The sequence below is a fragment of the Priestia sp. MDV22-iso46 genome (assembly GCF_058629175.1).
The window spans coordinates 444,191-467,506 of sequence record NZ_JBZVWT010000002.1 but is presented as its reverse complement, the minus strand read 5'-3'; the positions used below and the strand labels follow the sequence as shown (position 1 = coordinate 467,506).

The window sequence follows — 23,316 nt, the reverse complement described above, 5'->3', positions numbered from 1 at the left end:
CTTAGAAACCTCTCTGGATTTCAATTAAAAGGCGTTCTATGAAATTTTTCGTACTGACGTTTGTTGAACGTTTTCTGCTTCTTTTATCTTCTCTTTCGGCAGAACTAGATTCAGCAGAACTCCCATGATAGCAGACAGTGCCATGCTATCAATCTTTACATGTTCTGAGATATCTAAGTGTGCTCCTCCGATTCCTAACACTAAGATAATCGAAGCAATCATTAAGTTTCGTTTTGATCCAAGGTCTACCTTTGCATCCACCATCATGCGCAAGCCTGATGAAGCAATGATTCCGAATAAGAGAATTGAAATCCCGCCCATGACCGGCGTTGGTATACTTGAAATAAGAGCGTTGATTTTGCCGACAAACCCGAACAAAATCGCGAAGACTGCTGCTCCTGCTATCACAAATACGCTAAGCACCTTTGTGATGGCTAACACTCCGATGTTCTCACCGTATGTTGTATTTGGCGGTCCGCCGATCAGCGCAGCAAGCATAGTTGCTACTCCGTCTCCTAAAATCGATCTGTGCAGCCCTGGCTTTTCAATATAGTTTCGATCCACAATCTTATTTAAGACGAGAATGTGTCCGATATGTTCTGAGAGTGTTACGACTGCTACAGGTACCATGATAAGCACAATCCCTAATGAAATGGACGGCGTGTATGTGACGAACGGCACGTAGAAGTGAGGTACTTCAATCCACTCTGCTTTCACTACCTTTGAAAAGTCTACCAATCCTTGGGTATAAGCGAAGATGTATCCGCCGATAATTCCCATCAGTACCGGAATCAGACTGATAATATTTTTAAAGAAGATTGAGCAAGCAACGGTTATCGCTAGTGTCACAAGCGCAACCATCAGGTAAGTTAAGCTGTAATTTCCTTTTGCATCGTTCATAGCCATGCCTACTGCTGTATTAGCTAGTCCTAAGCCTATAACCATAATAACTGGTCCTACTACAACCGGAGGAAGCAGCTTCATAATCCAATTAATTCCTGTTCCTTTTATAATCAAAGCAACAATTCCATAAACAAGTCCGGCTAAGAAACAGCCAACCATCGTTTCTTCAGGTCCAAACGAAGCTTTTGCGAAAATGATTGGCGTGATGAACGCGAACGATGAACCAAGATAAGAAGGAATTTGACCTCTTGTAATGAGCAGGAAAGCAAGCGTTCCTACCCCGCTTGAAATCAAAGCAATTGCCGGGCTGAACCCGACTAGGAACGGCACTAACACCGTCGACCCAAACATTGCAAACAAATGCTGTAGACTCAATGTTAACCAATTTACTGCTTTTGGTTTATCATGTATATCAAGTACAAAATCTCGTTGTTGACTCATATGTTTTTCCTCCTATCACTATTAAAAAACCTCTTTACGCAGAGGCAAAGAGGTTTTCAGCATACAAGGAAGACGCTATACCGCAGTATAGTTTTCCTTGTATAGTGACCCCCCTTTTGCAGCCTCACGGGACTACCATTTAAAAGGGTATATAATTTATTTTTCGTAAATAGACACGTGGTCTTTTTCGTCTACTTCCATTAAATGCACCGCAATTTTTTCACTTTTAGCTGTCGGTACGTTTTTGCCAACATAGTCTGCTCGAATCGGCAGCTCGCGGTGCCCTCTATCCACTAAAACAGCCAGCTGAATGAGTTCAGGTCGGCCGATATCAATCAGTGCATCAAGTGCTGCTCGAACCGTACGGCCCGTATATAACACATCGTCTACTAAGATGACGTTCTTATTTGCAATATCTGTCGGAATATCTGATCCTTTTACGAGAGGCTCATCATTGCTTGTCACTTTCGATAAATCATCTCGGTAAAGCGTGATGTCTAGTTCTCCGACTGGCAATGTATTTCCTTCAATTTGTGCAATTCGTTCTGCTAAACGTTTTGCGATATAAATACCTCGCGTTTTAATCCCCACTAGCACACAATTTTCGATTCCTTTATTCTTTTCAATAATCTCATGTGCAATTCGAGTTAAAGCGCGGCGAATAGCCTGTTCGTCAAGTACGGTAGCTTTTACGTTCACTGTTTTTCACCTCAAGTTGTTGACATAAAAAAATCCTCTTGCCTTGAGGCAAGAGGATTTGGTTTTAGACATATTTCTTCAAAAAGGCTATAAGTATGCCTTTTCTGCACCGTTTCCTTCTCAGCCTCTCTGGACTGTTCTTAAAGGTTCTTATTAAGTTAATACAAGTATGCCATCACTTATGGCAGTTGTCAACTTCTTTTTTCAATAAGCTCTAGCATCTCATTAAACTCTTTTGGAGCCGGTGCTTCAAATTCCATATATTCATTTGTACGAGGGTGAATAAAGCCTAATACGCCTGCATGAAGCGCTTGTCCGTCAATCGGAAGCGTTTTTTTCGGTCCGTACTTCGGATCCCCGGCAAGCGGAAAGCCAATATACTTCATATGAACGCGAATTTGGTGTGTTCGCCCCGTTTCTAGCTTACATTCGACCAGTGAAAAATCTTTAAAACGCTGCAATACAGTAAAGTGCGTCACTGCATCACGACTGTTTTCATCAGTCACCGTCATGCTTTGACGATCTTGCTTATCTCGGCCGATTGGCGCATCAATTGTACCGTGATCGTGCGCAATTACTCCGTGAACGATAGCTTTATAACGACGCGTCACTGTTTTAGCTACAAGCTGACTAACTAATGATTCATGGGCTAAATCATTTTTTGCAACCATAAGTAAACCGGATGTATCTTTATCAATTCGATGAACGATACCAGGGCGCATAACGCCGTTAATACCGGATAAATCTTTACAGTGAGCCATTAGGCCGTTTACAAGCGTGCCGCTATGATGACCAGGAGCTGGATGTACAACCATGCCGCGAGGTTTATTTACAACAAGCACATCTTGATCTTCATAATAAATATCTAAATCCATTTCTTCCGCTACCACATCAAGCTCTTCTAGTTCCGGCACTTCAATAATAATAGCGTCTCCTGTTTTACATTTATAGTTTCCTTTGACGGTTTTATCGTTCACTTTTGCGTGACCTTCTTTAATCCACTGCTGCACTTGTGAACGTGACCATTCTGCATTTACAGTCGAAAGTACTTTATCAATACGTTCTCCTGCTTGTTCTTCATTTATAACTGTTTCAATTACATTCATTCTTTGTGCTCCTTCTTCATTTTCCCTTCAAACAGCGTCATAATAAACATGATGATTACTCCGACGACAAGTGCCGAATCAGCTACGTTAAAAATCGGAAAATCATACGTAAAGATGTATGTATTTACGAAATCAACTACTTCTTTACGGACCACTCGATCAATAAAGTTTCCAATGGCGCCGCCTAACATTAATGCTAGCGCAATACCGAACCATTTATCTTGTTTTTTGAGCTTTTGAATATAAATTATTAAACCGACTACCACAACCACCGTAATGAGATAAAAGAACCACATCTGTCCTTGTAAAATCCCCCACGCGGCTCCTCTGTTACGATGAGAGGTAATGTAAAGAAAGTTTTCAATTACGGTGATGCTTTGTCCATAATACATTTCTTTTACAATCATCCATTTTGTTACCTGATCAATAAGTATAACAGCTAAAGCGATAAGATAATAAAACACAAACGTTTTCCTCCCGCAATAAAATCAAACGAATCCATACTAAAGCATTTTAGCACATAATTCATTTTTTTTCTCGCTTCTCACCATAAAACAAATAAATCTTCGTTTGTGCGGGCCGTCGGCATTACTTTTAATTTATGAATAGACATCACTTCGCCAGTTAGTTCATCAATTCCGAACGCACCAACGTCAAGCTTTGCTAACGCGTGTTCTACATCTTTTAAATCTGCTTTAATCATTTCTATTACATAACGTTCCTTTTCATCTATATAACCAGATTGTTCTGTAGCATATCTCACTAGGCGATCTTGTAATTCTTCTTTAATAAGAGCTAATTCCTGTCCAATGGAAAGATAATTTTCATACATGCAAACGCCTCCTGTGCTGATAAGATGAAGTATTAATGATGTTAGGTTTACCGAGTTTTCCATCGAATCTACAACACAAGTTTTTCCTAAGGCTTTAAATGCTTTATACCATTGTATTTGGGAATTTCGTACAGCAAAAAACACGCCCAAAAAGGACGTGTTTTTGTTAATTACTGCTGAACATAGTGATTTTTTACAACATCCGCACAGCGTGTACATAAGGTCGGGTGATCTTGATCTTCGCCAACTGTTGGTGATACAACCCAGCAGCGCTCACACTTCTCACCTTCTGCTTTACTTACAACAATTGAAGCATAGCTGAATTTTTGTGCTTCAGCAGGTGCTTCACCTTCTGCTACCTCAAGATCTGAAACGATGAAGAGTTGACCTACATTTTCAGAAATAGATGCTAACAGTTCTTTCGTATCTGCTGTTGGATACAGCGTTAATTTTGCTTCTAAAGACTTACCGATTACTTTTTCATTACGAGCTTGTTCTAGCGCTTTTAATACCTCATCACGAAGCTCCATGAATGCATCCCATTTTTCTACTAATTGATCTGCTCCTTCGATTTCTTGAACCTCTGGCATATCAACTAGCTGCACGCTTTCTTCCGTTACATTTGGAATGTGAACCCATACTTCGTCTGCTGTATGAGAAAGAATTGGAGACACTAATTTCGTTAACGATAATAACGTTTCATAAAGGACCGTTTGAATGCTGCGACGCTCTACATTATTTTCTGCTTCGATGTACAATACATCTTTTGCAAAGTCTAAGTAGAATGAACTCATATCAATTGTACAGAAATTATGCACTGCGTGATAAATGCTTGAGAATTCATATGAATCATAAGATTTTTTCACTTTATCAATTAATTTGTTCAGCTTCACAAGCATGTAGCGGTCTACTTCACGAAGGTCTTCAACGGCTACAGCATCAGTTGTTGGATTAAAGTCCGCTAAGTTTCCTAGTAAGAAACGGAACGTGTTGCGGATTTTACGATATACTTCTGCTACTTGTTTTAAAATGTTATCAGATACACGAACATCAGCTTGGTAATCTACAGAAGCTACCCATAAACGTAAAATATCTGCACCTAGTTGTTTCATTACTTTTTCTGGAATTACAACGTTTCCTAATGACTTACTCATTTTGCGACCTTCACCGTCTAAAGCAAACCCGTGGCTAAGTACCCCTTTATAAGGTGCTTCACCCGTTACAGCTACACTTGTAGAAAGACTTGAATTAAACCAGCCGCGGTATTGGTCAGAACCTTCTAAATACAAATCAGCCGGACGCTGTAAGTCTTCACGCTCTTCAAGAACAGCTTGATGTGAAGAGCCAGAGTCAAACCATACGTCCATGATGTCTGTTTCTTTTGTGAAGCGGCCATTTGGGCTTCCTTCATGAGTAAAGCCTTCTGGAAGCAAGTCTTTTGCTTCGCGCTCAAACCATACGTTTGATCCATGCTCTCTAAATAGATTTGATACGTGTTCGATTGTTTCATCCGTAATGATTGGCTCATCATTTTCAGCATAAAATACCGGAATCGGAACGCCCCATGCACGTTGACGAGAAATACACCAGTCTCCGCGGTCACGCACCATGTTATAAAGTCGCGTTTCACCCCAAGTAGGCACCCATTTTGTTTTTTCTACTGCTTTTAATAAATCTTCACGGAAATCTTTAATAGACGCAAACCACTGTGCCGTTGCACGGAAAATTGTTGGTTTCTTTGTACGCCAGTCATGTGGGTATGAGTGGGTAATGAAACTTAATTTTAACAGCGCGCCTTCTTCTTCTAGTTTGTCTGTAATCGGCTTATTCGCTTTATCATAGAATAATCCTTCAAATCCTGGCGCCTCATTCGTCATATGACCCTTACTGTCGACTGGACAAAGAACTTCCAAACCGTATTTTTGACCAACGATAAAGTCGTCTTCCCCGTGTCCCGGTGCTGTATGAACACACCCAGTACCAGCATCGGTTGTTACGTGATCGCCAAGAACAACTAAAGAATCGCGCTTGTAGATTGGATGCTCAGCTACTACACACTCAAGTTCTGAACCTTTTACCGTACGAAGCGTCTTATAGTCAGCCCATTCAATTTCTTTAGCAACTGTTTCAATCAGTTCAGTTGCCACTACATATTTTGCTCCATCTGCTTCAACTACGCTGTACTGAAGCTCAGGATTGACAGCAATCCCTTGGTTAGCTGGCATTGTCCATGGTGTTGTCGTCCAAATGATGAATTTTTCATCTTGTTCAAGCACACCTTTACCATCTTTTACGTTAAACGCTACGTAAATAGAAGCTGAACGCTTGTCATAGTATTCGATTTCCGCCTCTGCTAAAGCAGACTCACTTGAAGGGGACCAGTACACAGGTTTTAACCCTTTGTAGATGTAGCCTTTTTTCGCCATGTCACCAAACACTTTGATTTGCTGCGCTTCGTACTGTGGCTGAAGCGTTACATATGGATTATCCCAATCTCCGCGTACGCCTAAACGCTTGAACTGCTCACGCTGGCCGTTTACTTGTTCCCAAGCATACTGTTCACAAAGCTTACGGAACTCAGCTACCGTCATTTCTTTGCGGTTTACTTTTTTATTTTTTGTTAAAGCTGTTTCAATTGGCAAACCGTGTGTATCCCAGCCTGGTACATAAGGTGCGCAGAAGCCTGACATCGACTTATAGCGAACGATAAAATCTTTTAAAATTTTATTTAATGCATGTCCCATGTGAATATCGCCATTCGCATATGGAGGTCCATCATGCAGGACAAATAGCGGACGGCCTTCCGTACGTTTTTGTACTTTTTCATAAATATTCATTTCAGCCCACTGTTCTTGCATTTTAGGCTCGCGGTTCGGTAAATTTCCACGCATCGGAAATTCAGTTTTTGGCATCAATAATGTATCTTTATATTCCATGTTTTACCCTCCAAAAAAAAACGTAAATTTCATATCTTTTTGTACCATAACAAAAAGACCTCCTCATCCCAAAAAGGGACGAGAAGGCCTCCCGCGGTACCACCCTAGTAGATTTGCTGCACGCAAATCCTCTTTGCATTCGTAACGTGAATAAACCGCCACTGCTTACTATCATCAGTTCAGCAATGGTACTCTAGGGTGATTTTCACTTTTTTGTTTGTTATCGAGCTCACACCATCCTCGATTCGCTTTGACAAACTAAAAAAGCTACTGTCCCTGTCTCCGTACTGTTAGATATGAAATTTCATCTGTTACCAAATTATATGACAACAAAACGTGAGAAGTCAAGATGATGTCTTGACTAGTCAATTTTTTCTTCTAGCGCTGGCATCTCATAATCCATCAACTGATCCCAGTCGTCGCTGTTTAACATTTCAAGTTGTGCTTCGATTAACATTTTGAAACGAGTTCTGAATACTTTAGACTGCTTTTTCGTCTCCTCAATGTCCATCGCAATTTTACGAGACTTAGACAGTGCTTCATTAATAATACGGTCCGCATTTTTTTCTGCTTCTTTTATAATGAGCTTCGCTTCTTTTTCAGCGTTTCGCTTCACATCTTCCGCTGCTTCTTGAGCAATTAAAATTGATTTATTTAACGTTTCTTCGATGTTAGTAAAATGTCCAAGACGATCTGTTAATTCAGATACTCTTCCTTCTAACTCCTTTTTATCACGCATTACCAGCTCGTAGTCTTTAATTACTTGGTCAAGAAACTCATTTACTTCATCTTCATCATATCCGCGAAATCCGCGATTAAACTCTTTGTTATGAATATCCAAAGGGGTTAAAGGCATCTAGGCCACCTCCGTGTTGTCTCATTACGTCATTAGTAATGGTTTATTCGACATATTTTTAAAATTTCCTGCTAGTAGATTTCTTTATTTCTGCTTTCCTACAACAATTCGCCATTTTTCTTTTTTTGTTTTACCTTCAAGTGAAACGATACGACTTCTGCCGTGACCACGAAGTGACAAAATATCACCTTCATGACATTCAAAAGAAGGCTGTTCAATGACTTTAAAATTTACTTTTACCGCTCCATTTGCAATAAACGGCTGGACTTTTTGTCTTGATAAATTGTGAATGGTCGACAGCAAAACATCAAGCCTCATTGAAGAAACTGTATAAACGTGTTCAATCAGCTCTTCTTTTACCACATGCAGCTGCTCCCTTTGAATAGAAGAAAGTGAAACTTTGGCTTTTCCAATTGATGTTAAATTCATCTCAATATAAGAAGAAATTTCCTCTGCAGCTACAAGCTGAATATCGTCTCCCGCGACCAAAATATCGCCAAATTTTGAACGGCGCAGTCCTAAGGACATCGCCGAACCAAGAACTTGAGGATGTTCAATCGTCACAAACTTTTTAGGATAATTGAGCTCATACATATGCAACTGAAAATCTTCGCTTTCAGGTACATAGTAATCCGGGTATAGCAGCGCACGCTTGCGTTCAGCAAACGGTTGTCCACCATCAAATGAAACTTGAACCTCTCCTTCAGTCCCGACAATAGCCGTCACAATCTGCTGCTCTCTTGGATCTAAAAAGTCCGTTAGCTTTGGGCTGTATTGATGTAGGACATCTTCTTTCCACTGAAGAACCTGGTCAATAAATCCATGTTCTTCTTGCCTAAAATGTTCATAAATAGACATATTATTACTCCTACTATTGGTATGTAAAAAAGGAATCCAGCGATTCCTTTTTAAATAAATCCAACCATACTGTGAAGTGAACGTACACCTGCTTGCGCAAATCGTAGTAAAAAGATTGCAACAAGAGGTGAAATATCAATCATGCCAATAGGCGGAATGATTTTACGAAAAGGCTCTAAGTAAGGCTCACAAATACTGCCAAGCAGCTGACCAAACTTAGATGCCCTTACATCGGGTACCCAAGACATCAAAATGTAAATAATCAGTGCCCATGAGTAAAGACCAATTAATTGCCCAAGAATCCCAAAAAGGATGTCCAAAAACTACCACCTCTTTACGTTTGTTGTATCATGTTCTCCCATCATATCTGAAATGCTTCCGCTTACGTCTACATTATCAGGTGTACATAAAAAGATGTCGGTTCCAATTTTTTGAATGTCCCCGCCTAAAGCATAAACTGTACCACTTAAAAAGTCGACAATTCTCACTGCTTGATCTCGTTGAATGCGCTGTAAATTCACAACTACGACTTTACGATTTTTTAAATGATCCGTAATTTCTTGTGCTTCGGCATAGACGCGAGGTTCGCAAAGCATCATTTTTGATGATTTTTGAACGCTTTGCAAGCTAATCACGTTTTGCTGCTGATTCGGCTGCTGACTAGCTTTCGCTGGTCTCGACTGCTGTACAGGCTCTTCTACCGACTCTTCTTCTTCGTAATGTTCTTCTACATATTCAGTATCGTCATCAAGAGCAAAAAAACTTCTAAAGCGATTTTTCATACTCATCTTGAATTACACCTCCTTAACGTTCATTCCCAACTAACGTGGTTCCTAGTCGAATGAATGTTGCTCCTTCTTCAATTGCAATTGCATAATCGTTTGACATTCCCATTGATAGCTCTGTACACGGTGCATATGGCAAGTTTAGTTCTTGTATGCGATTCTGCAATTTCTTTAGACCTTTAAAACAGCTGCGAAGCGTAGACTCATCATCTGTGTGAGGGGCCATTGTCATCAATCCGACCACTTGGATATTTGCAAATGCTTCAAGAGATTGAATAAATGGAATTACATCTTCTACAGCAAGGCCATGCTTTGATTGTTCTTCGGCAACATTAACTTGTACAAAACATTTTATACGATGTTCTGCACGTTTATCAATTTCTTTTGCTAAAGATAATCGGTCTAGTGAATGAATATAGTCAACTTTATCAATCACATTTTTTACTTTTCTTGTTTGTAAGCTTCCGATAAAATGCCAGGTCGCTTTCTCACCGATTGATTCATACTTTTCTAGAAGACCTTCATCCCTGTTTTCTCCGAGATGTAAAATGCCTGCATCCACTGCTTCTGCTGCTCGTTTTGTGGAAACGTATTTTGTTACAGCAATCAGCTCTACATCTTCTCGATTTCGATTAACTTTTTTACACGCTTCAGCAATTGTTTGTTGAACTGCTTCTAGATTTTCACTTACGCTAGCTGTCACTATGTAATTACTCCTCCTTAAAGCCTATGAAGTTAAACATGCGTCCTGTTTTCCCTTGGTCGCGGCGATGTGAGAAGAACAGGTCATCTTCACAGCTTGTACAATACGACGATGTTAAAATTCGTTCCGGCAATACGCCTGCGTTTTGAATCAGCAGCTTATTGACTTTTTTTAAATTAAGCGCGTATTGTCCAGGGCTTACTTCTTGATATCCATTTTGGCCAACTACTTCGTTTACTTGTGTAATGACGCGGTTATCGACAACATAACAGCAATCTTCAATCGAAGGGCCAATCGCCACGTAAATATCTTCAACCGGAACATTTTCTTGCTCTACCCAACGTCGAATCATATTTCCTGCAATATCTTTCACTGTTCCCTTCCACCCAGCATGAGCAAGACCAACTAAATGGTGATCAGGCGCATAGAAGTACAGCGGAACACAATCTGCATAACATAAAGCTAACAAAATATCAGATTCATTTGTATAAATGCCATCCGTTGCTTTTATGCCCTCTTCATACTTGTAGATTCCTTTTGCACAGTCGGCTTTTGTTACTTTTTGAACAGTTGCTTCATGTACTTGTTCAGCACATACAAAGCTTTCAAAAGACATGTCTAGTTCGGCTGCTAAAATTTTTCTATTTGTAATAACATCTTCTACGTTATCGTTTACGTGAAGCCCTAGGTTAAAAGAAGCAAATGGAGGTTTACTCACACCACCATTTTTTGTGGTGAAACCAGCAACAAGCATATCATTCTTTTCTACCCAAGGGCTCAGCCACATAAACGACTCGTGATGACTTTTTTTTAATGGCTCAGGATTCATGTATGTGACACATCCCTTGTTTCATTTGTTCTCACATATTGTACCACAGATTGCTAGGTGCTGTTGACAAAAAACTAATTCTCTTCAGGCTGAAATGCGTCTTTATAACGTACTAAAATGACATCAGAACCAATTTTCACAATATTTTTCCACGGAATCACAATTTCATCATCTTTTCCAAAGAAGCCCAATACACGAGAGCCTCCGATAATGACGGCCTGTATTTTTCCCGTTGTTAAGTCAATATCAATATCCCCTACATTTCCAAGTTTTTTGCCATCAGCTACATTCACTACATCTTTCAGCTGAAATTCTGAAATCTTTAACATGCTCTCTCCTCCTATAGCCAACTTTATTCCTTAGCCTATATATATTTTCAAATTTTCATTTCATGAAGGAAAAGCTTATTTTTTCTCTGCCATTCTCTTTCTATAGGCATTTTGTTTACTAATTACACAGTTTTTTAGCAAGAGACATTCTCAATGAGTAGCTAGAAGTCCTCACAGCAATAGGAAATCTGATATGAATATCTTTTGGTCATGTATTATACATCGATACATACAAAATAAGCACCGTGTCTGTTTTTATAGACACGATGCTTATTAAGTTGAACATCAAATAAAGTGGATGGTATTAATTGTATGAACGCGAGCAGCTGCCAGTTTAGATAGCTTTTGTTAACTTTGAATATTTTTATTCATCTGTTTAATAGCAGCTTTTTCTAAACGAGAAACTTGCGCTTGAGAAATACCAATTTCTTCAGCCACTTCCATCTGTGTTTTACCTTGAAAGAAGCGCTTTCGTAAAATTAGTTTTTCTCGCTCGTTCAATCTTCTCATACCTTCTTGCAAAGCAATTTCTTCAATCCAAGTTGAATCACGGTTGCGTTCATCGCTTAGCTGATCCATGACATAGATTGGGTCTCCACCATCATTGTAAATAGGTTCAAATAGAGAAACCGGATCTTGGATAGCATCTAAAGCAAACACAATTTCTTCATGCGGTACTTCTAGGACTTTTGAAATTTCCTCAGCTGTAGGTTCCTTGGATGTTTCACTCATAAGTCTTTCACGAACTTGAAGAGCTTTATAAGCAATATCACGAAGGGAACGAGAAACACGGATTGGATTATTGTCACGTAAATAGCGGCGAATTTCCCCTATAATCATTGGGACAGCATATGTAGAAAACTTCACGTTTTGACTTAAATCAAAATTGTCAATGGATTTCATTAATCCAATACATCCAACCTGAAATAAGTCATCAACAAATTCTCCACGATTGTTAAAACGTTGGATCACGCTGAGTACGAGACGTAAATTTCCGCTTACTAGCTTTTCTCTTGCTGTTCCATCTCCAGCCTGCATTTGTTTAAACAACTTTCGCATTTCTTCATTTTTTAATACGGGAAGTTTCGAAGTATCTACTCCACAAATTTCTACTTTATTTCTTGTCAACTCTTTCCCTCCTAACAGGAGATGATGTTCTGAATTCAGTATCTCCTCAGAAGGAAAAAATATGCACTTTTACAATTCTGACAATTCTCCACTAAAAAAGCTGATTGTATAAGATGCTTCTCAGCCCTTATACAATCAGCTTTTTTACTTAAACCATTTTATTAAATTCTTTTCGCAGCCGTTTAATAATTCGTTTTTCAAGCCTTGAAATATAAGACTGAGAAATGCCTAGCATATCAGCTACATCTTTTTGCGTTTTTTCTTCCCCGCCGGCTAGCCCAAAACGCAACTCCATAATTTGCTTTTCACGATCATTTAATTGGTGCAGTGCTTTCAACAAGAGTTTTCGATCTACATTGGCTTCTAGGTCTTTTGTGATGATATCTTCTTCGGTTCCCATCACGTCAGACAATAACAGTTCGTTTCCATCCCAATCAATATTTAACGGCTCATCAAATGAAACTTCAGATCGAATTTTATTGTTGCGGCGCAAATACATTAAAATTTCATTTTCAATACAGCGAGAGGCGTACGTCGCTAGCTTAATTTTCTTTTCAGGATTAAACGTGTTTACTGCTTTAATTAAACCAATGGTGCCGATGCTAATTAAATCCTCAATATTGATTCCCGTATTTTCAAACTTGCGGGCAATATAAACAACAAGTCGCAAATTACGCTCAATCAACAGCGAACGTGCTGCTTCATCTCCTGATGGAAGTTTTTTTAAGAGCACTTCTTCTTCATCTTTTGTTAAAGGGGGTGGAAGAGCTTCACTTCCTCCTATATAGTACACTTCATCTGTTTTTAGCTTAAGTTTAATTAATAATTTGTACCACCATAATTGAAATCGAATTCGATATGTAGCCATTCTGTATCCTCCTTTATTTGTTCACACCTTTTACGATGCGGAACTTACTTCTCCAATAACAATAAGCTTCGGATGAACAATACACTCATATTGCTTCTCCACTGAAAGCGTTGTATGACTAATACCTACTAATACTTTAGTGACTTCAATCGTATTGGACTGATGCACAAGCCTTACCATATCTGGCTTTAGAGCAAGCAGCAGCTGATTGGCTTGGCCCACGCTTCGATAAGGGACAAAGCGGACTTTTGAATACCACTCTTGATCAATATCTTCGCTGTGTGAAAAGGATTGGACATTTTTGCTTAATTCCATTAAGCCTTCAGGCAATATTTCTTTTAAAGAATCTGCTGTAACAATCATAACCGGGGTTTTCGTCAGCGGATCTACAAGCTGGTTTCCACTATCAATAAGTCCTTTCATCGACAGCGTCTGTTCGTTTAAAATAATTTCCACATCTACCAGCTGATCAAATGTAATATTTTTCATTCGCAAATCATCAACTCGTGTTTTTGAAAAATAAGATAATAGCGGAAAACCGATAAGAACAAATATCCAGCTAATAGGATCACCAAACTGTGGAGATTTCGTATCAACCATTTGATTAAGAACAAGGAACTGATCTTGAAATAAAAAGTGAACGCCCATTAATCCTCCACCCACAACAAAGGTTGCAAAATAAAACGTTAATAAATTCTCAAAGAAAAAGCGCAGTCGTTTATAACCAAACGTCATCAATACCATAAAAAAAGAGAATAAAATTTTAATAGCAGGGTGAACCATAAGATGAGAAAAAGGCGTAAACATAAGAAGGACAATCAATGAACCGATAAAGCCCCCAAGCAAAAGCCGCCACCACTTGTAATTCCGTTTAAGTACAACTGCACATAACATTAGTAAAATCGTATCTAACCCAAAATTCAGCATCCATATTAAATCTAAATAGATTGGCAATGTTTATAACCTCTCCATTCTTTCTGAATTTTTCTGTTAAAAATTAGTATATAGTACATCCTATTAGAAAGTCTGTCAGTTCATGCCGAGAAACAAGCAGTATTTTTGAGGAAATCATTCGATATTTGTCACACCACTTTTAGAAAGAAAACACAAACCCTTTGAAGGCATCATATTGACCATGTCGAATGTTTTTTATATTCTTTTGGAGTTTTCTAGCTTCATGGCATAAAAAAAGACCTCTGTATAAAACAGAGGTCTTGGCTTTTTATTTTCTTAGCGTCTACGATTACGGTTTCGTAAGAATGTTGGAATATCTAGCGCATCTTCAGACTGTGGCTGAGATGGACGCGTATATTCTTGCTGTACAGGTTCTTCACGCTTTACTTCACGCTTCGGCTGTGGGGCCGGCTGCTGTGTCGATTGCTGCATGCGATTCGCCGATAACGAAGGACGACCTGGTTTTGGCTGTGATAAATCTTGGTCACTAAAGCCAGTTGCAATAACTGTAACAACAATCTCGTCTTTTAGGTTTTCGTTAATAACAGATCCAAAGATCATGTTCACTTCTTGGTCAGAAGCCGAAGCAACGATATCTGCAGCTTCTTGTACTTCGTAAAGACTTAGGTTTGTACCGCCTGTGATGTTCATTAATACACCTTGAGCTCCATCGATAGATGTTTCAAGAAGTGGACTTGAAATAGCTTTTTTAGCCGCTTCAGCAGCGCGGTTTTCACCAGTTGCAATACCGATCCCCATAAGTGCAGATCCTTTGTTAGACATAATTGTTTTCACGTCAGCGAAGTCTAAGTTAATTAATCCAGGAACTGCGATTAAATCTGAAATACCTTGCACACCTTGTCGCAATACGTTATCCGCTTCACGGAACGCTTCTAGCATTGGCGTGTTTTTATCAACGATTTCCAATAAGCGATCATTTGGAATAACAATCAGCGTGTCCACTGCTTCTTTCATTGACGCAATGCCGCCTGCCGCTTGAGTAGAACGCTTACGGCCTTCAAATGTAAACGGACGAGTAACAACACCTACCGTTAGTGCTCCTAGCTCACGAGCAATTTGGGCAATGACTGGAGCTGCACCAGTTCCAGTTCCTCCACCCATACCAGCTGTTACGAAAACCATATCTGCACCTTTTAGTGCTTCTTGGATTTGTTCCTTACTTTCTTCAGCTGCTTTTTTACCAACTTCTGGATTAGCACCTGCACCTAATCCTCTTGTTAATTTAGCGCCGATTTGCATTTTTGTTTCAGCTTTTGATAAATTTAATGCTTGTGCATCTGTATTAACTGCAATAAATTCTACACCTTGGACGCCATGTTCAATCATTCGGTTAACCGCGTTGTTACCGCCGCCTCCGACACCGATTACTTTAATCGTCGCTAATTGGTCTACACTTGTATCAAACTCCAACATGATAGTTCCTCCTAATTCTTCGAAATTACCAATCCGTAACGTTAATCAAAGAAGTATCCAAAAAACTTCTTCATTAAATTTTGGTCATTTTTCTTTTTCGGCTGCTCAGCTGATTGTTGCGGCTGCTGTGGTTTCGGGCTAGGTTTGATCATTTCTTGCTCAATCGGCTCTTCTTCCACAACTGGCGCTCCAATTTCCCGGCCTTGTATTTTAGCATTTTTGTATGCAAATTTTATTAATCCTACGCCTGTTGTATAATGCGGCTCACGTACTCCAATATAATCAGGCACTGCTATGCGCACGTTATTCTTTAAAATTACTTGAGCTAGCTCAAGAATACCAGGCATCGCTACTACTCCGCCTGTTAAAACAAATCCTCCTGGAATATCTTTGTATCCTAGGCGATTTACCTCTTGCGTAATCATATCTAAAATCTCTTCTAATCTAGCTTCAATAATATCAGAGATTTCGAGCTGATTAAACTGCTGATGCTGATCGCTTCCAATGATCGGTACACTAAATACTTCTTCTTCAGAAGCATGATCGTAGAAAGCATGTCCATGCTTTATCTTAATATTTTCCGCATCTTCAGTCGATGTGCGAAGGCCAATCGATAAATCCTTGGTAATGTGCTCTCCACCAACAGCTAGTACATTTGTTACTTTCAAATGTCCTTGGTCAAAGATCGCAACCGTTGTTGAACCTCCACCGATATCTACCAGTGCGACACCTAAGTTTTTTTCATCACGAGATAATGCAATTGAACCAGCGGCTAGAGGCTGTAAACAAATATCACTGATTTCTAAACCAGCTCTTTCTACACAGCGTAATAAGTTATGTAAAACCGTTCTAGATCCTGTTATGATTGTGCCTTCCATTTCTAAACGTACCCCAATCATACCTCTAGGATCGTTAATACCTTCTAAGCCATCTACAATAAATTGCTTTGGAATAACATCAATGATTTCACGATCTGGCGGGATAGACATGACTTGAGCAGCATCAATTACTCGATGAATATCTTCGTTTGTAATTTCACGATTCTCGCTTGACACGGCTACTACTCCGTGACAATCCTGTAAAAATACATGATTTCCGCTTATGCCCACTACAACCTTTTTAATTGTAATGCCTACCATTCGTTCAGCTTGTTCTACTGCTTTTCTAATAGATTGAACTGTTGCATCTATATCAACGATAGAACCTTTTTTTAGTCCGTGTGATTTAACATTCCCTACACCAATGATATTCAATGAATCGTTACTCATCTCTCCGATGATTACTTTCACACTGGATGTACCGATGTCTAAACTAACGTATATTTCATTGCTGTTCATTCTTTGGCACCTCCTTTTTCTTTCTGCACATGTCATCTTAATAAATTAAGAAGAACAACAATATTAATTTTTTATTATATGAAAATATTCAACAAATACATCTGTTTCCCTTTTGTAAAATCAATTTTTTTCAAGTTTTTCACAGACTTTATCTCTTTCAAAGAACAAAACGTTCTTGTTTTGACTTTTTTTAGATTTAAGCCTAAAATTCACTGAAAAAAAGCTATTTAACTACAAGTCTACACTAAGATGTACACTGAGAAAAGCGAAACTTACCTAGAACAAATATTACATTTCCATTTCACAGCACCGGAGAAGAAAATCATATGTATGCAGAATACTTGCATGTGATTATACAATGTACAAGGGCTAGTTTGCCAGTCTCAACTCATCTATTTCCTTTAATTAACACTTATAAAAAATAATTACTGCTTGCTCTTTTTATAAGGTTTAAATGCATATCCTTCTTCTAAATCAATAATACCTTTTTGATCATCACTCAATTTACTTGCAATAGCTGGGTAATGAACAATTTTATCAGAGAAGTTGCTAATTTTCCCGCTTACTTCACGCGTATCATTCATAAATACCTCTATGTGAAGAGGTTCTGATTTTGTCGGCGCATAGTAAATCTCAGAAATAGCCCCTTTTATACTCTTAGGCGTTTTAGCTAATTCTTGAACCATGCTTTGTATAGCTTCTCCGTCTTTCCAGTCAATTAGCAACGGAGCTTCGGATGACACTTTCTTAGCACTTACTTCTTTTAAAACTTTTCCATTTTCATTCACAGGGAAATATTTATTCCCCGAGGTTACATATGCAATTCTTGCGTACTCTTTTACGTCGATTACGACCTTATTAGGAAATGTTTTGTGAATGACAGCTTCCTTTACCTCAGGGTTTTTTTCGACTTTTTCTTGAATTTGATCAGCATCAACTTTCCAGTAGCTGGTTTTTTTGGACAGACCACTCGCTTTGACAATATCCTTATCACTTACATGTTTATTCCCTTGTACTTCAATGTTAGAAACATTACTCAGAGAAGATTGAGAATATACAATAAATAAAATAAGGATGAAAAAGAGTGATAAATACAAAATAAGCCGTCTATTTGCTTTTTGCTTTCGCTGTTCTTGCAACTTCGGTACCCGATCTTCTAAAACAATTAACTTACCTTTTTCCATTTTTTTCACCCTTATCCATTTGAGAAAATAAACGAGGAATTACCATCCATTTATTTCCAATCTTTGCTTCATGAGAATATCCCCATTATAGCATAGAATAAACACATAAAAGCTACCTTTTCACGTATAACCATACAGCCACGGGCTGGGTAATTAGCGACCGATAATCTCAACTTCTGTATGAATATCAATATCGAATTTCTCTTTAATTGTTTTCTTAACGTGAGCAATTAAATTCAGCACGTCTGAAGCCGTTGCATCTCCTGTGTTGACAATGAAGTTCGCATGCTGCTCACTAATTTGCGCCCCGCCTACTGAAAAACCTTTTAAGTTGGACTTTTCAATTAAGTCTCCTGCATAATTTGGAAGTGGATTTCTAAAAATACTTCCTGCACAAGGGAAATTCCAAGGCTGTGTTTCGCGGCGATAGTCTTTATTTTTCTGCATGACCGCCACAATATCATCTTTCGTTCCCTTTTTCAAACGCAGCACGGCTTCTACACATACTCCAGGACGGTCTTTTTGTAGAATTGAATGACGATACGAAAATTGAAGCTCTTCATTTGTCAGCCACTCAAGAGTGCCATCTTCAAATAAAATCAACGCTTTTTCGACTACATGAGACATATCAGAACCATGGGCACCTGCATTCATATAAACAGCGCCTCCCACGGATCCAGGAATTCCACTTGAAAACTCCAGTCCAGACAGACCTTGTTTTGTAATAACTGTTGCAAGCTTGATGCTAGGGTATCCCCCACCTACAGTAACCGTCTCTCCATCTACTGTTAAATCATCTAATCCGGCTCCGAGCTTAATGACCACACCTTCAATTCCCTTATCAGAAACAAGAAGATTAGATCCTCGACCAATCGCTCTCCATTTCACGCCGTGTTTTTTAATAATATCCATTGTAACTTTTAAGTGATCAACAGAATCAGGTTCTACAAGCACATCTGCTGGACCACCAATTTTCATTGTTGTATGTTTTGCTAGCGGTTCATTTTCACGAACCTTTCCAATATTCGCTTCGACTAACTCTTTTACTAACGCTTCCATAAGAACCTCCTAAAACCCTCTTTGCTGTTATAAAACTTTCATGTCAATGCGCCCTTACTTCTAATGCATAAGAATAATAAGAACAGATTCATAACTAAGCAGCAGCACCTTGTAAGATACCTTTTTTCTACGAAGGCACTCTATTCTGTTGTCAATTTCATCATTTTTATTTATCGTATGACATTCACCCATAGAATGTACGTTCATCTGCTATATAAAGTAATTTTGATTGTTTTTTTATCGTTTTTCATTTAGAAGTTAAACACATGCTGACAGTCATAAAAAAACGCTACGCTCATAAGTGCACATACGTTCACTTACTCACTAAGATAAAACATTTAACCTTACACATCATACCATAGTTGGACTCAAAATTGGTTATCACAACATTACATTTTAAAAACATTTCATACAAAAATATCATCTACCTGTAAAAAATCGAAAATAAACCGCCAACAAAATCCGGCGTGCACTTGGATTTAAGATGACGGTTTACTTCAGTAGACCATTGCCTACTTGACATTATACAATTTTTTTCAATTAATAGCGAGAATATCTACTAACATTTAACAAAACTCCAACTGCTGCCAGCATGAGCGTCAGCGATGATCCGCCGTAACTTAAAAATGGAAGCGTAATTCCCGTAACAGGCATAAGACCTGTTACCACGCCTATATTAATCATGACTTGAATCGCAACCATTGAAATAATTCCTAAGGCTAAAAACGTTCCGTAAAGATCAGGAGCTCCGAGCGCTACTTTAATTCCTCTCCAAAGCAATAAGCTAAACAAAAGCAGAACAAGCGTTCCACCGATGAAACCGAGCTCTTCTGCTAGAATAGCAAAAATAAAATCAGTTTGAGGCTCCGGCAGATAAAAGAACTTTTGTCTACTTTGCCCTAACCCTAATCCAAGCAATCCCCCCGGCCCAATTGCATAAAGAGATTGAATGATTTGAAACCCGCTTCCAAGCGGATCTTCCCAAGGATTTAAAAATGAGGTAATGCGTTTAATCCGATAAGGAGCCGATAAAACAAGCCCTACAAAACCAGCAACGCCAAGCAACCCAAGACCTGCAAAGTGACTTACTTTTGCTCCTGAAACAAAAATCATGACTAAACAAGTTCCAACAAGCACCGTTCCCGTTCCTAAATCCGGCTGCATCATAATAATGCCAAACGGTAAGAAAACCAGTAATAACGCCGGTAACATTCCTTTTCTAAAAGATGTAATTTTCTTCTGGTTTTCCGATAAATATTTCGCTAAAAATATAATCATAGCAAACTTCATAAATTCTGAAGGCTGAATCGAAAACGCTCCAACTCCTATCCAACTTTGCGACCCATTCCGTACTAGCCCTACTCCCGGAATCAATACAAGTACCAGCATAACAAAGCAAATGATTACAATTGGCTTCGCCCAAGTACGCCACATCCAATAATCAATATTCATGATAACAAACATTGCGCATACTCCAAGCCCTGCAAATAAGAGCTGGCGTTTAGCAAAGAAAAAAGAATCATTAAACTTGTATGTAGCCCATACCGCACTTGCGCTGTATACCATGATAAGGCCGATGGTTAGCAAGGAAAGCGTAACGATTATGAGAAAAAAATCTGGGGTAGACCTTTTTGTCGACACTGTCACACACCTCTAAAAATAGATTAGGGCTAGTGTATTTTCTAGGTGTTTAGACAAGCCCTTATTTCAGTTTATGCACAGATTCAATAAAGATGTCACCACGTTCTTCAAAAGTTTTAAATTGATCCCAGCTTGCACAAGCAGGAGATAATAAAATAACATCTTCTTCATCTGAACAAGCATATGCTTCTGAAACTGCTTGTTTAACATTATCGACACGTTTTACAATTTGTATTCCCGCTTCTTTTGCTACGCGTTCAATTTTAGGAGCCGTTTCACCAAACGTAATCACAGCTTTCACATTTTTAAACTCTTCTTTTAAATCATCAAACTCATTGCCGCGATCGAGTCCACCTGCAAGTAGAATCGTCGGCTGCGAAAAAGCGGAAAGAGCTACTTTTGTAGCAAGCATATTCGTAGCTTTAGAGTCATTATAAAACTTACGTTTGTTGATTGTCGTGACATATTGAACGCGATGTTTAACACCAGCAAACGTTGTGAGCACGCGGTAGATAGCTTCATTTGAACAGCCGTACAGCTTCACAACGGATACAGCTGCTAAAATGTTTTCTTGATTATGTTTGCCTGGCAGCACCACATCTTTTAACGACATCACTTCTTCATCTTTAAAGAAAATCGTTTCGTTTTTAATATACGCTCCTTCTGTCGTTTGAGCTGTAACAGAAAAAGGTACTTTTGTCGCTTTAACATCTGCACTAGCTTTCATCACTAGCTCATCATCCGCATTAATAACGGCAAAGTCTTCACTTGTTTGATTGTTAAAGAGATTTGCTTTCGCTTTGATATATTCCTCTTTTGTGCCATGATAGTCTAAGTGAGCATCAAACAAATTCAATAATAAAGAGATTTTCGGACGGAATTTTTCAATTCCCATCAGCTGAAAAGAAGAAAGCTCCGTTACAATTACATTGTCCTTTGTTGCTTTTTGCGCCACTTCACAAGCTACTGTTCCAATATTTCCAGCAATCAACGGCTGCTTTTGATCTTCTTCTAACATTTTATAAATTAGCGTTGTTGTTGTTGTCTTCCCATTGCTTCCCGTAATTCCGATAAAAGGAGCTTCGCTAATTTCATAAGCCAATTCTACCTCTGTTAAAATCGGAATATTTCGCTTTAATGCTTCTTGCAATAAAACATTTGAATACGGAATCCCAGGGTTTTTTACAATAACATCCGCTTTGTCTAAAAGCTCAAGCGGATGATGTCCACAGACAACTTCAATGCCCGTTTTTTCTAATTCCTGTGCTGCTACGTTCTCTTCGTACGGTTTTTGATCATTAACGACTACTTTAGCACCAAGCTGTTTAACTAACTGAGCGGCTGCTAAACCGCTCTTGGCTAATCCTAAAATAAGTACTTGTTTACCTTGATACGTATTGACTGATTTCATTTAAATCCACACCTCGATATAAATTCCAAGCATTGCAAATAATAGTCCTACAGCCCAAAAAGTCATAACTACGCGCCATTCCGACCAGCCGCTTAGCTCGTAATGGTGATGAAGCGGGCTCATTTTAAACACACGTTTTCCTGTTGTTTTGAAAGATGCGACTTGAATAATAACAGATAGTGTTTCAATAACAAACACACCACCGATAATAACAAGCAAGAATTCCATTTTCATTAAGACAGCCACCGTAGCGATAGCTCCTCCTAGCGCTAAAGAACCCGTATCTCCCATAAATACTTTTGCAGGATGGGCATTAAAAACTAAAAATCCTAACACAGCTCCTACTACAGCAACTGAGAAAATAGATAGCTCAAACTGCTCTGCATTCCAGGCAAGAACTGCAAATGCACCAAAAGCAATCGCACTTGTACCAGATACAAGTCCGTCTAATCCATCTGTTAAGTTAACCGCGTTTGAAAAACCAACAAGCCAGATGATGAGGAAAACAACATAAAACCAACCTAAATCGATTGGGTCTTTAATTCCAGGAATCGTCACTTCAGTTGAAAACTCAAACTGTCTTGCAATAAAGTAAAAAATAATTGAAATGACAACCTGACCTAAAAACTTTTGTTTAGATGTTAATCCAAGGTTACGCTTTAACACTACTTTTATAAAATCATCTAAAAATCCTAATAAACCAAATCCGATTGTGACAAATAATAATAGAAACGTCTTATATGTAAGTTCTGCATACTGATTGACCATAATAAGAGTTGCCACAATAATAGATAATAAAATCATGATACCGCCCATTGTAGGTGTACCTGATTTTTTCTGGTGAGATTTTGGGCCTTCATCACGAATACTTTGACCAAACTTTAATCTTCTTAAGAAGGGAATAAAAATCGGCGACAATACAACCGTAATCAAAAAGGCTACGCCGATTGTCAATAAAATTGATTGTTCTAGCACGATGTTCCCTCCTTAACTTCCAACTCATTCCGACTCATTTTGTTCTCT

Annotated in this window: 23 protein-coding genes and 1 other annotated feature; all 23 genes read right to left on the bottom strand. The window is 38.7% G+C overall.

Annotation, left to right across the window (positions count from 1 at the left end):
• Positions 1–36 precede the first annotated feature (36 nt).
• The gene (locus AC4NPH_RS14360) at positions 37–1,344 is read right to left on the bottom strand and encodes a uracil-xanthine permease family protein (protein WP_013058939.1); all 1,308 of its coding nucleotides are present in this window, start codon (positions 1,342–1,344) and stop codon (positions 37–39) included.
• A 156-nt stretch (positions 1,345–1,500) separates the two neighbouring features.
• Positions 1,501–2,043 (bottom strand): bifunctional pyr operon transcriptional regulator/uracil phosphoribosyltransferase PyrR, encoded by a 543-nt coding sequence (pyrR, locus tag AC4NPH_RS14355; RefSeq protein ID WP_013058940.1) that lies wholly within the window; start codon positions 2,041–2,043, stop codon positions 1,501–1,503.
• 191 nt (positions 2,044–2,234) lie between these two features.
• Positions 2,235–3,149 (bottom strand): RluA family pseudouridine synthase, encoded by a 915-nt coding sequence (locus tag AC4NPH_RS14350; protein ID WP_013058941.1) that lies wholly within the window; start codon positions 3,147–3,149, stop codon positions 2,235–2,237.
• The gene (gene lspA, locus AC4NPH_RS14345) at positions 3,146–3,613 is read right to left on the bottom strand and encodes a signal peptidase II (protein ID WP_013084844.1); all 468 of its coding nucleotides are present in this window, start codon (positions 3,611–3,613) and stop codon (positions 3,146–3,148) included. The genes AC4NPH_RS14350 and lspA overlap by 4 nt, the downstream gene beginning before the upstream one ends.
• Positions 3,614–3,693: 80 nt before the next feature.
• Complete coding sequence (locus AC4NPH_RS14340; protein ID WP_013058943.1) at positions 3,694–3,981, bottom strand: conjugal transfer protein TraR; 288 nt, start codon at positions 3,979–3,981, stop codon at positions 3,694–3,696.
• 170 nt (positions 3,982–4,151) lie between these two features.
• The gene (gene ileS / locus AC4NPH_RS14335; RefSeq protein WP_098793012.1) at positions 4,152–6,917 is read right to left on the bottom strand and encodes an isoleucine--tRNA ligase; all 2,766 of its coding nucleotides are present in this window, start codon (positions 6,915–6,917) and stop codon (positions 4,152–4,154) included.
• A gap of 71 nt (positions 6,918–6,988) precedes the next feature.
• Positions 6,989–7,209 (bottom strand) — a binding site (T-box leader).
• Between the two features lie 69 nt (positions 7,210–7,278).
• Positions 7,279–7,773, bottom strand: coding sequence for a DivIVA domain-containing protein (locus AC4NPH_RS14330; RefSeq protein ID WP_013058945.1), 495 nt, complete (start codon positions 7,771–7,773; stop codon positions 7,279–7,281).
• A gap of 84 nt (positions 7,774–7,857) precedes the next feature.
• Entirely contained in the window at positions 7,858–8,631 is a 774-nt protein-coding gene (locus AC4NPH_RS14325; RefSeq protein ID WP_013058946.1) for a YlmH family RNA-binding protein, read from the bottom strand.
• Between the two features lie 50 nt (positions 8,632–8,681).
• Positions 8,682–8,951 carry a YggT family protein gene (locus tag AC4NPH_RS14320; RefSeq protein WP_053487708.1) on the bottom strand — a complete coding sequence of 90 codons (270 nt, stop codon included), beginning with the start codon at positions 8,949–8,951 and terminating at the stop codon, positions 8,682–8,684.
• Between the two features lie 3 nt (positions 8,952–8,954).
• Positions 8,955–9,419: a cell division protein SepF gene (locus tag AC4NPH_RS14315; RefSeq protein ID WP_013058948.1), complete on the bottom strand. Its 465-nt coding sequence runs from the start codon at positions 9,417–9,419 to the stop codon at positions 8,955–8,957.
• A 16-nt stretch (positions 9,420–9,435) separates the two neighbouring features.
• Positions 9,436–10,119 (bottom strand): YggS family pyridoxal phosphate-dependent enzyme, encoded by a 684-nt coding sequence (locus tag AC4NPH_RS14310; RefSeq protein ID WP_053487709.1) that lies wholly within the window; start codon positions 10,117–10,119, stop codon positions 9,436–9,438.
• A gap of 7 nt (positions 10,120–10,126) precedes the next feature.
• Complete coding sequence (gene pgeF / locus AC4NPH_RS14305; protein WP_029320498.1) at positions 10,127–10,948, bottom strand: peptidoglycan editing factor PgeF; 822 nt, start codon at positions 10,946–10,948, stop codon at positions 10,127–10,129.
• Between the two features lie 74 nt (positions 10,949–11,022).
• On the bottom strand, positions 11,023–11,277 hold the full coding sequence (locus AC4NPH_RS14300; protein WP_013058951.1) for a YlmC/YmxH family sporulation protein: 255 nt from the start codon (positions 11,275–11,277) through the stop codon (positions 11,023–11,025).
• Between the two features lie 348 nt (positions 11,278–11,625).
• Positions 11,626–12,405 (bottom strand): RNA polymerase sporulation sigma factor SigG, encoded by a 780-nt coding sequence (gene sigG / locus AC4NPH_RS14295; RefSeq protein ID WP_013058952.1) that lies wholly within the window; start codon positions 12,403–12,405, stop codon positions 11,626–11,628.
• A 148-nt stretch (positions 12,406–12,553) separates the two neighbouring features.
• On the bottom strand, positions 12,554–13,273 hold the full coding sequence (gene sigE / locus AC4NPH_RS14290; protein ID WP_013058953.1) for an RNA polymerase sporulation sigma factor SigE: 720 nt from the start codon (positions 13,271–13,273) through the stop codon (positions 12,554–12,556).
• 30 nt (positions 13,274–13,303) lie between these two features.
• Positions 13,304–14,227: a sigma-E processing peptidase SpoIIGA gene (spoIIGA, locus tag AC4NPH_RS14285; protein WP_053487710.1), complete on the bottom strand. Its 924-nt coding sequence runs from the start codon at positions 14,225–14,227 to the stop codon at positions 13,304–13,306.
• Positions 14,228–14,503: 276 nt separating this feature from the next.
• Positions 14,504–15,661 (bottom strand): cell division protein FtsZ, encoded by a 1,158-nt coding sequence (gene ftsZ / locus AC4NPH_RS14280; protein ID WP_013058955.1) that lies wholly within the window; start codon positions 15,659–15,661, stop codon positions 14,504–14,506.
• Between the two features lie 41 nt (positions 15,662–15,702).
• Positions 15,703–16,998 carry a cell division protein FtsA gene (gene ftsA / locus AC4NPH_RS14275; RefSeq protein ID WP_013058956.1) on the bottom strand — a complete coding sequence of 432 codons (1,296 nt, stop codon included), beginning with the start codon at positions 16,996–16,998 and terminating at the stop codon, positions 15,703–15,705.
• A 425-nt stretch (positions 16,999–17,423) separates the two neighbouring features.
• The gene (locus AC4NPH_RS14270) at positions 17,424–18,182 is read right to left on the bottom strand and encodes a cell division protein FtsQ/DivIB (RefSeq protein WP_335481635.1); all 759 of its coding nucleotides are present in this window, start codon (positions 18,180–18,182) and stop codon (positions 17,424–17,426) included.
• Positions 18,183–18,335: 153 nt separating this feature from the next.
• The gene (gene murB, locus AC4NPH_RS14265; protein ID WP_013058958.1) at positions 18,336–19,241 is read right to left on the bottom strand and encodes a UDP-N-acetylmuramate dehydrogenase; all 906 of its coding nucleotides are present in this window, start codon (positions 19,239–19,241) and stop codon (positions 18,336–18,338) included.
• 540 nt (positions 19,242–19,781) lie between these two features.
• Positions 19,782–20,882 (bottom strand): stage V sporulation protein E, encoded by a 1,101-nt coding sequence (gene spoVE / locus AC4NPH_RS14260; RefSeq protein ID WP_013058959.1) that lies wholly within the window; start codon positions 20,880–20,882, stop codon positions 19,782–19,784.
• A 61-nt stretch (positions 20,883–20,943) separates the two neighbouring features.
• Positions 20,944–22,293: a UDP-N-acetylmuramoyl-L-alanine--D-glutamate ligase gene (gene murD / locus AC4NPH_RS14255; protein ID WP_013058960.1), complete on the bottom strand. Its 1,350-nt coding sequence runs from the start codon at positions 22,291–22,293 to the stop codon at positions 20,944–20,946.
• The gene (gene mraY / locus AC4NPH_RS14250; RefSeq protein WP_013058961.1) at positions 22,294–23,268 is read right to left on the bottom strand and encodes a phospho-N-acetylmuramoyl-pentapeptide-transferase; all 975 of its coding nucleotides are present in this window, start codon (positions 23,266–23,268) and stop codon (positions 22,294–22,296) included.
• Positions 23,269–23,316 lie beyond the last annotated feature (48 nt).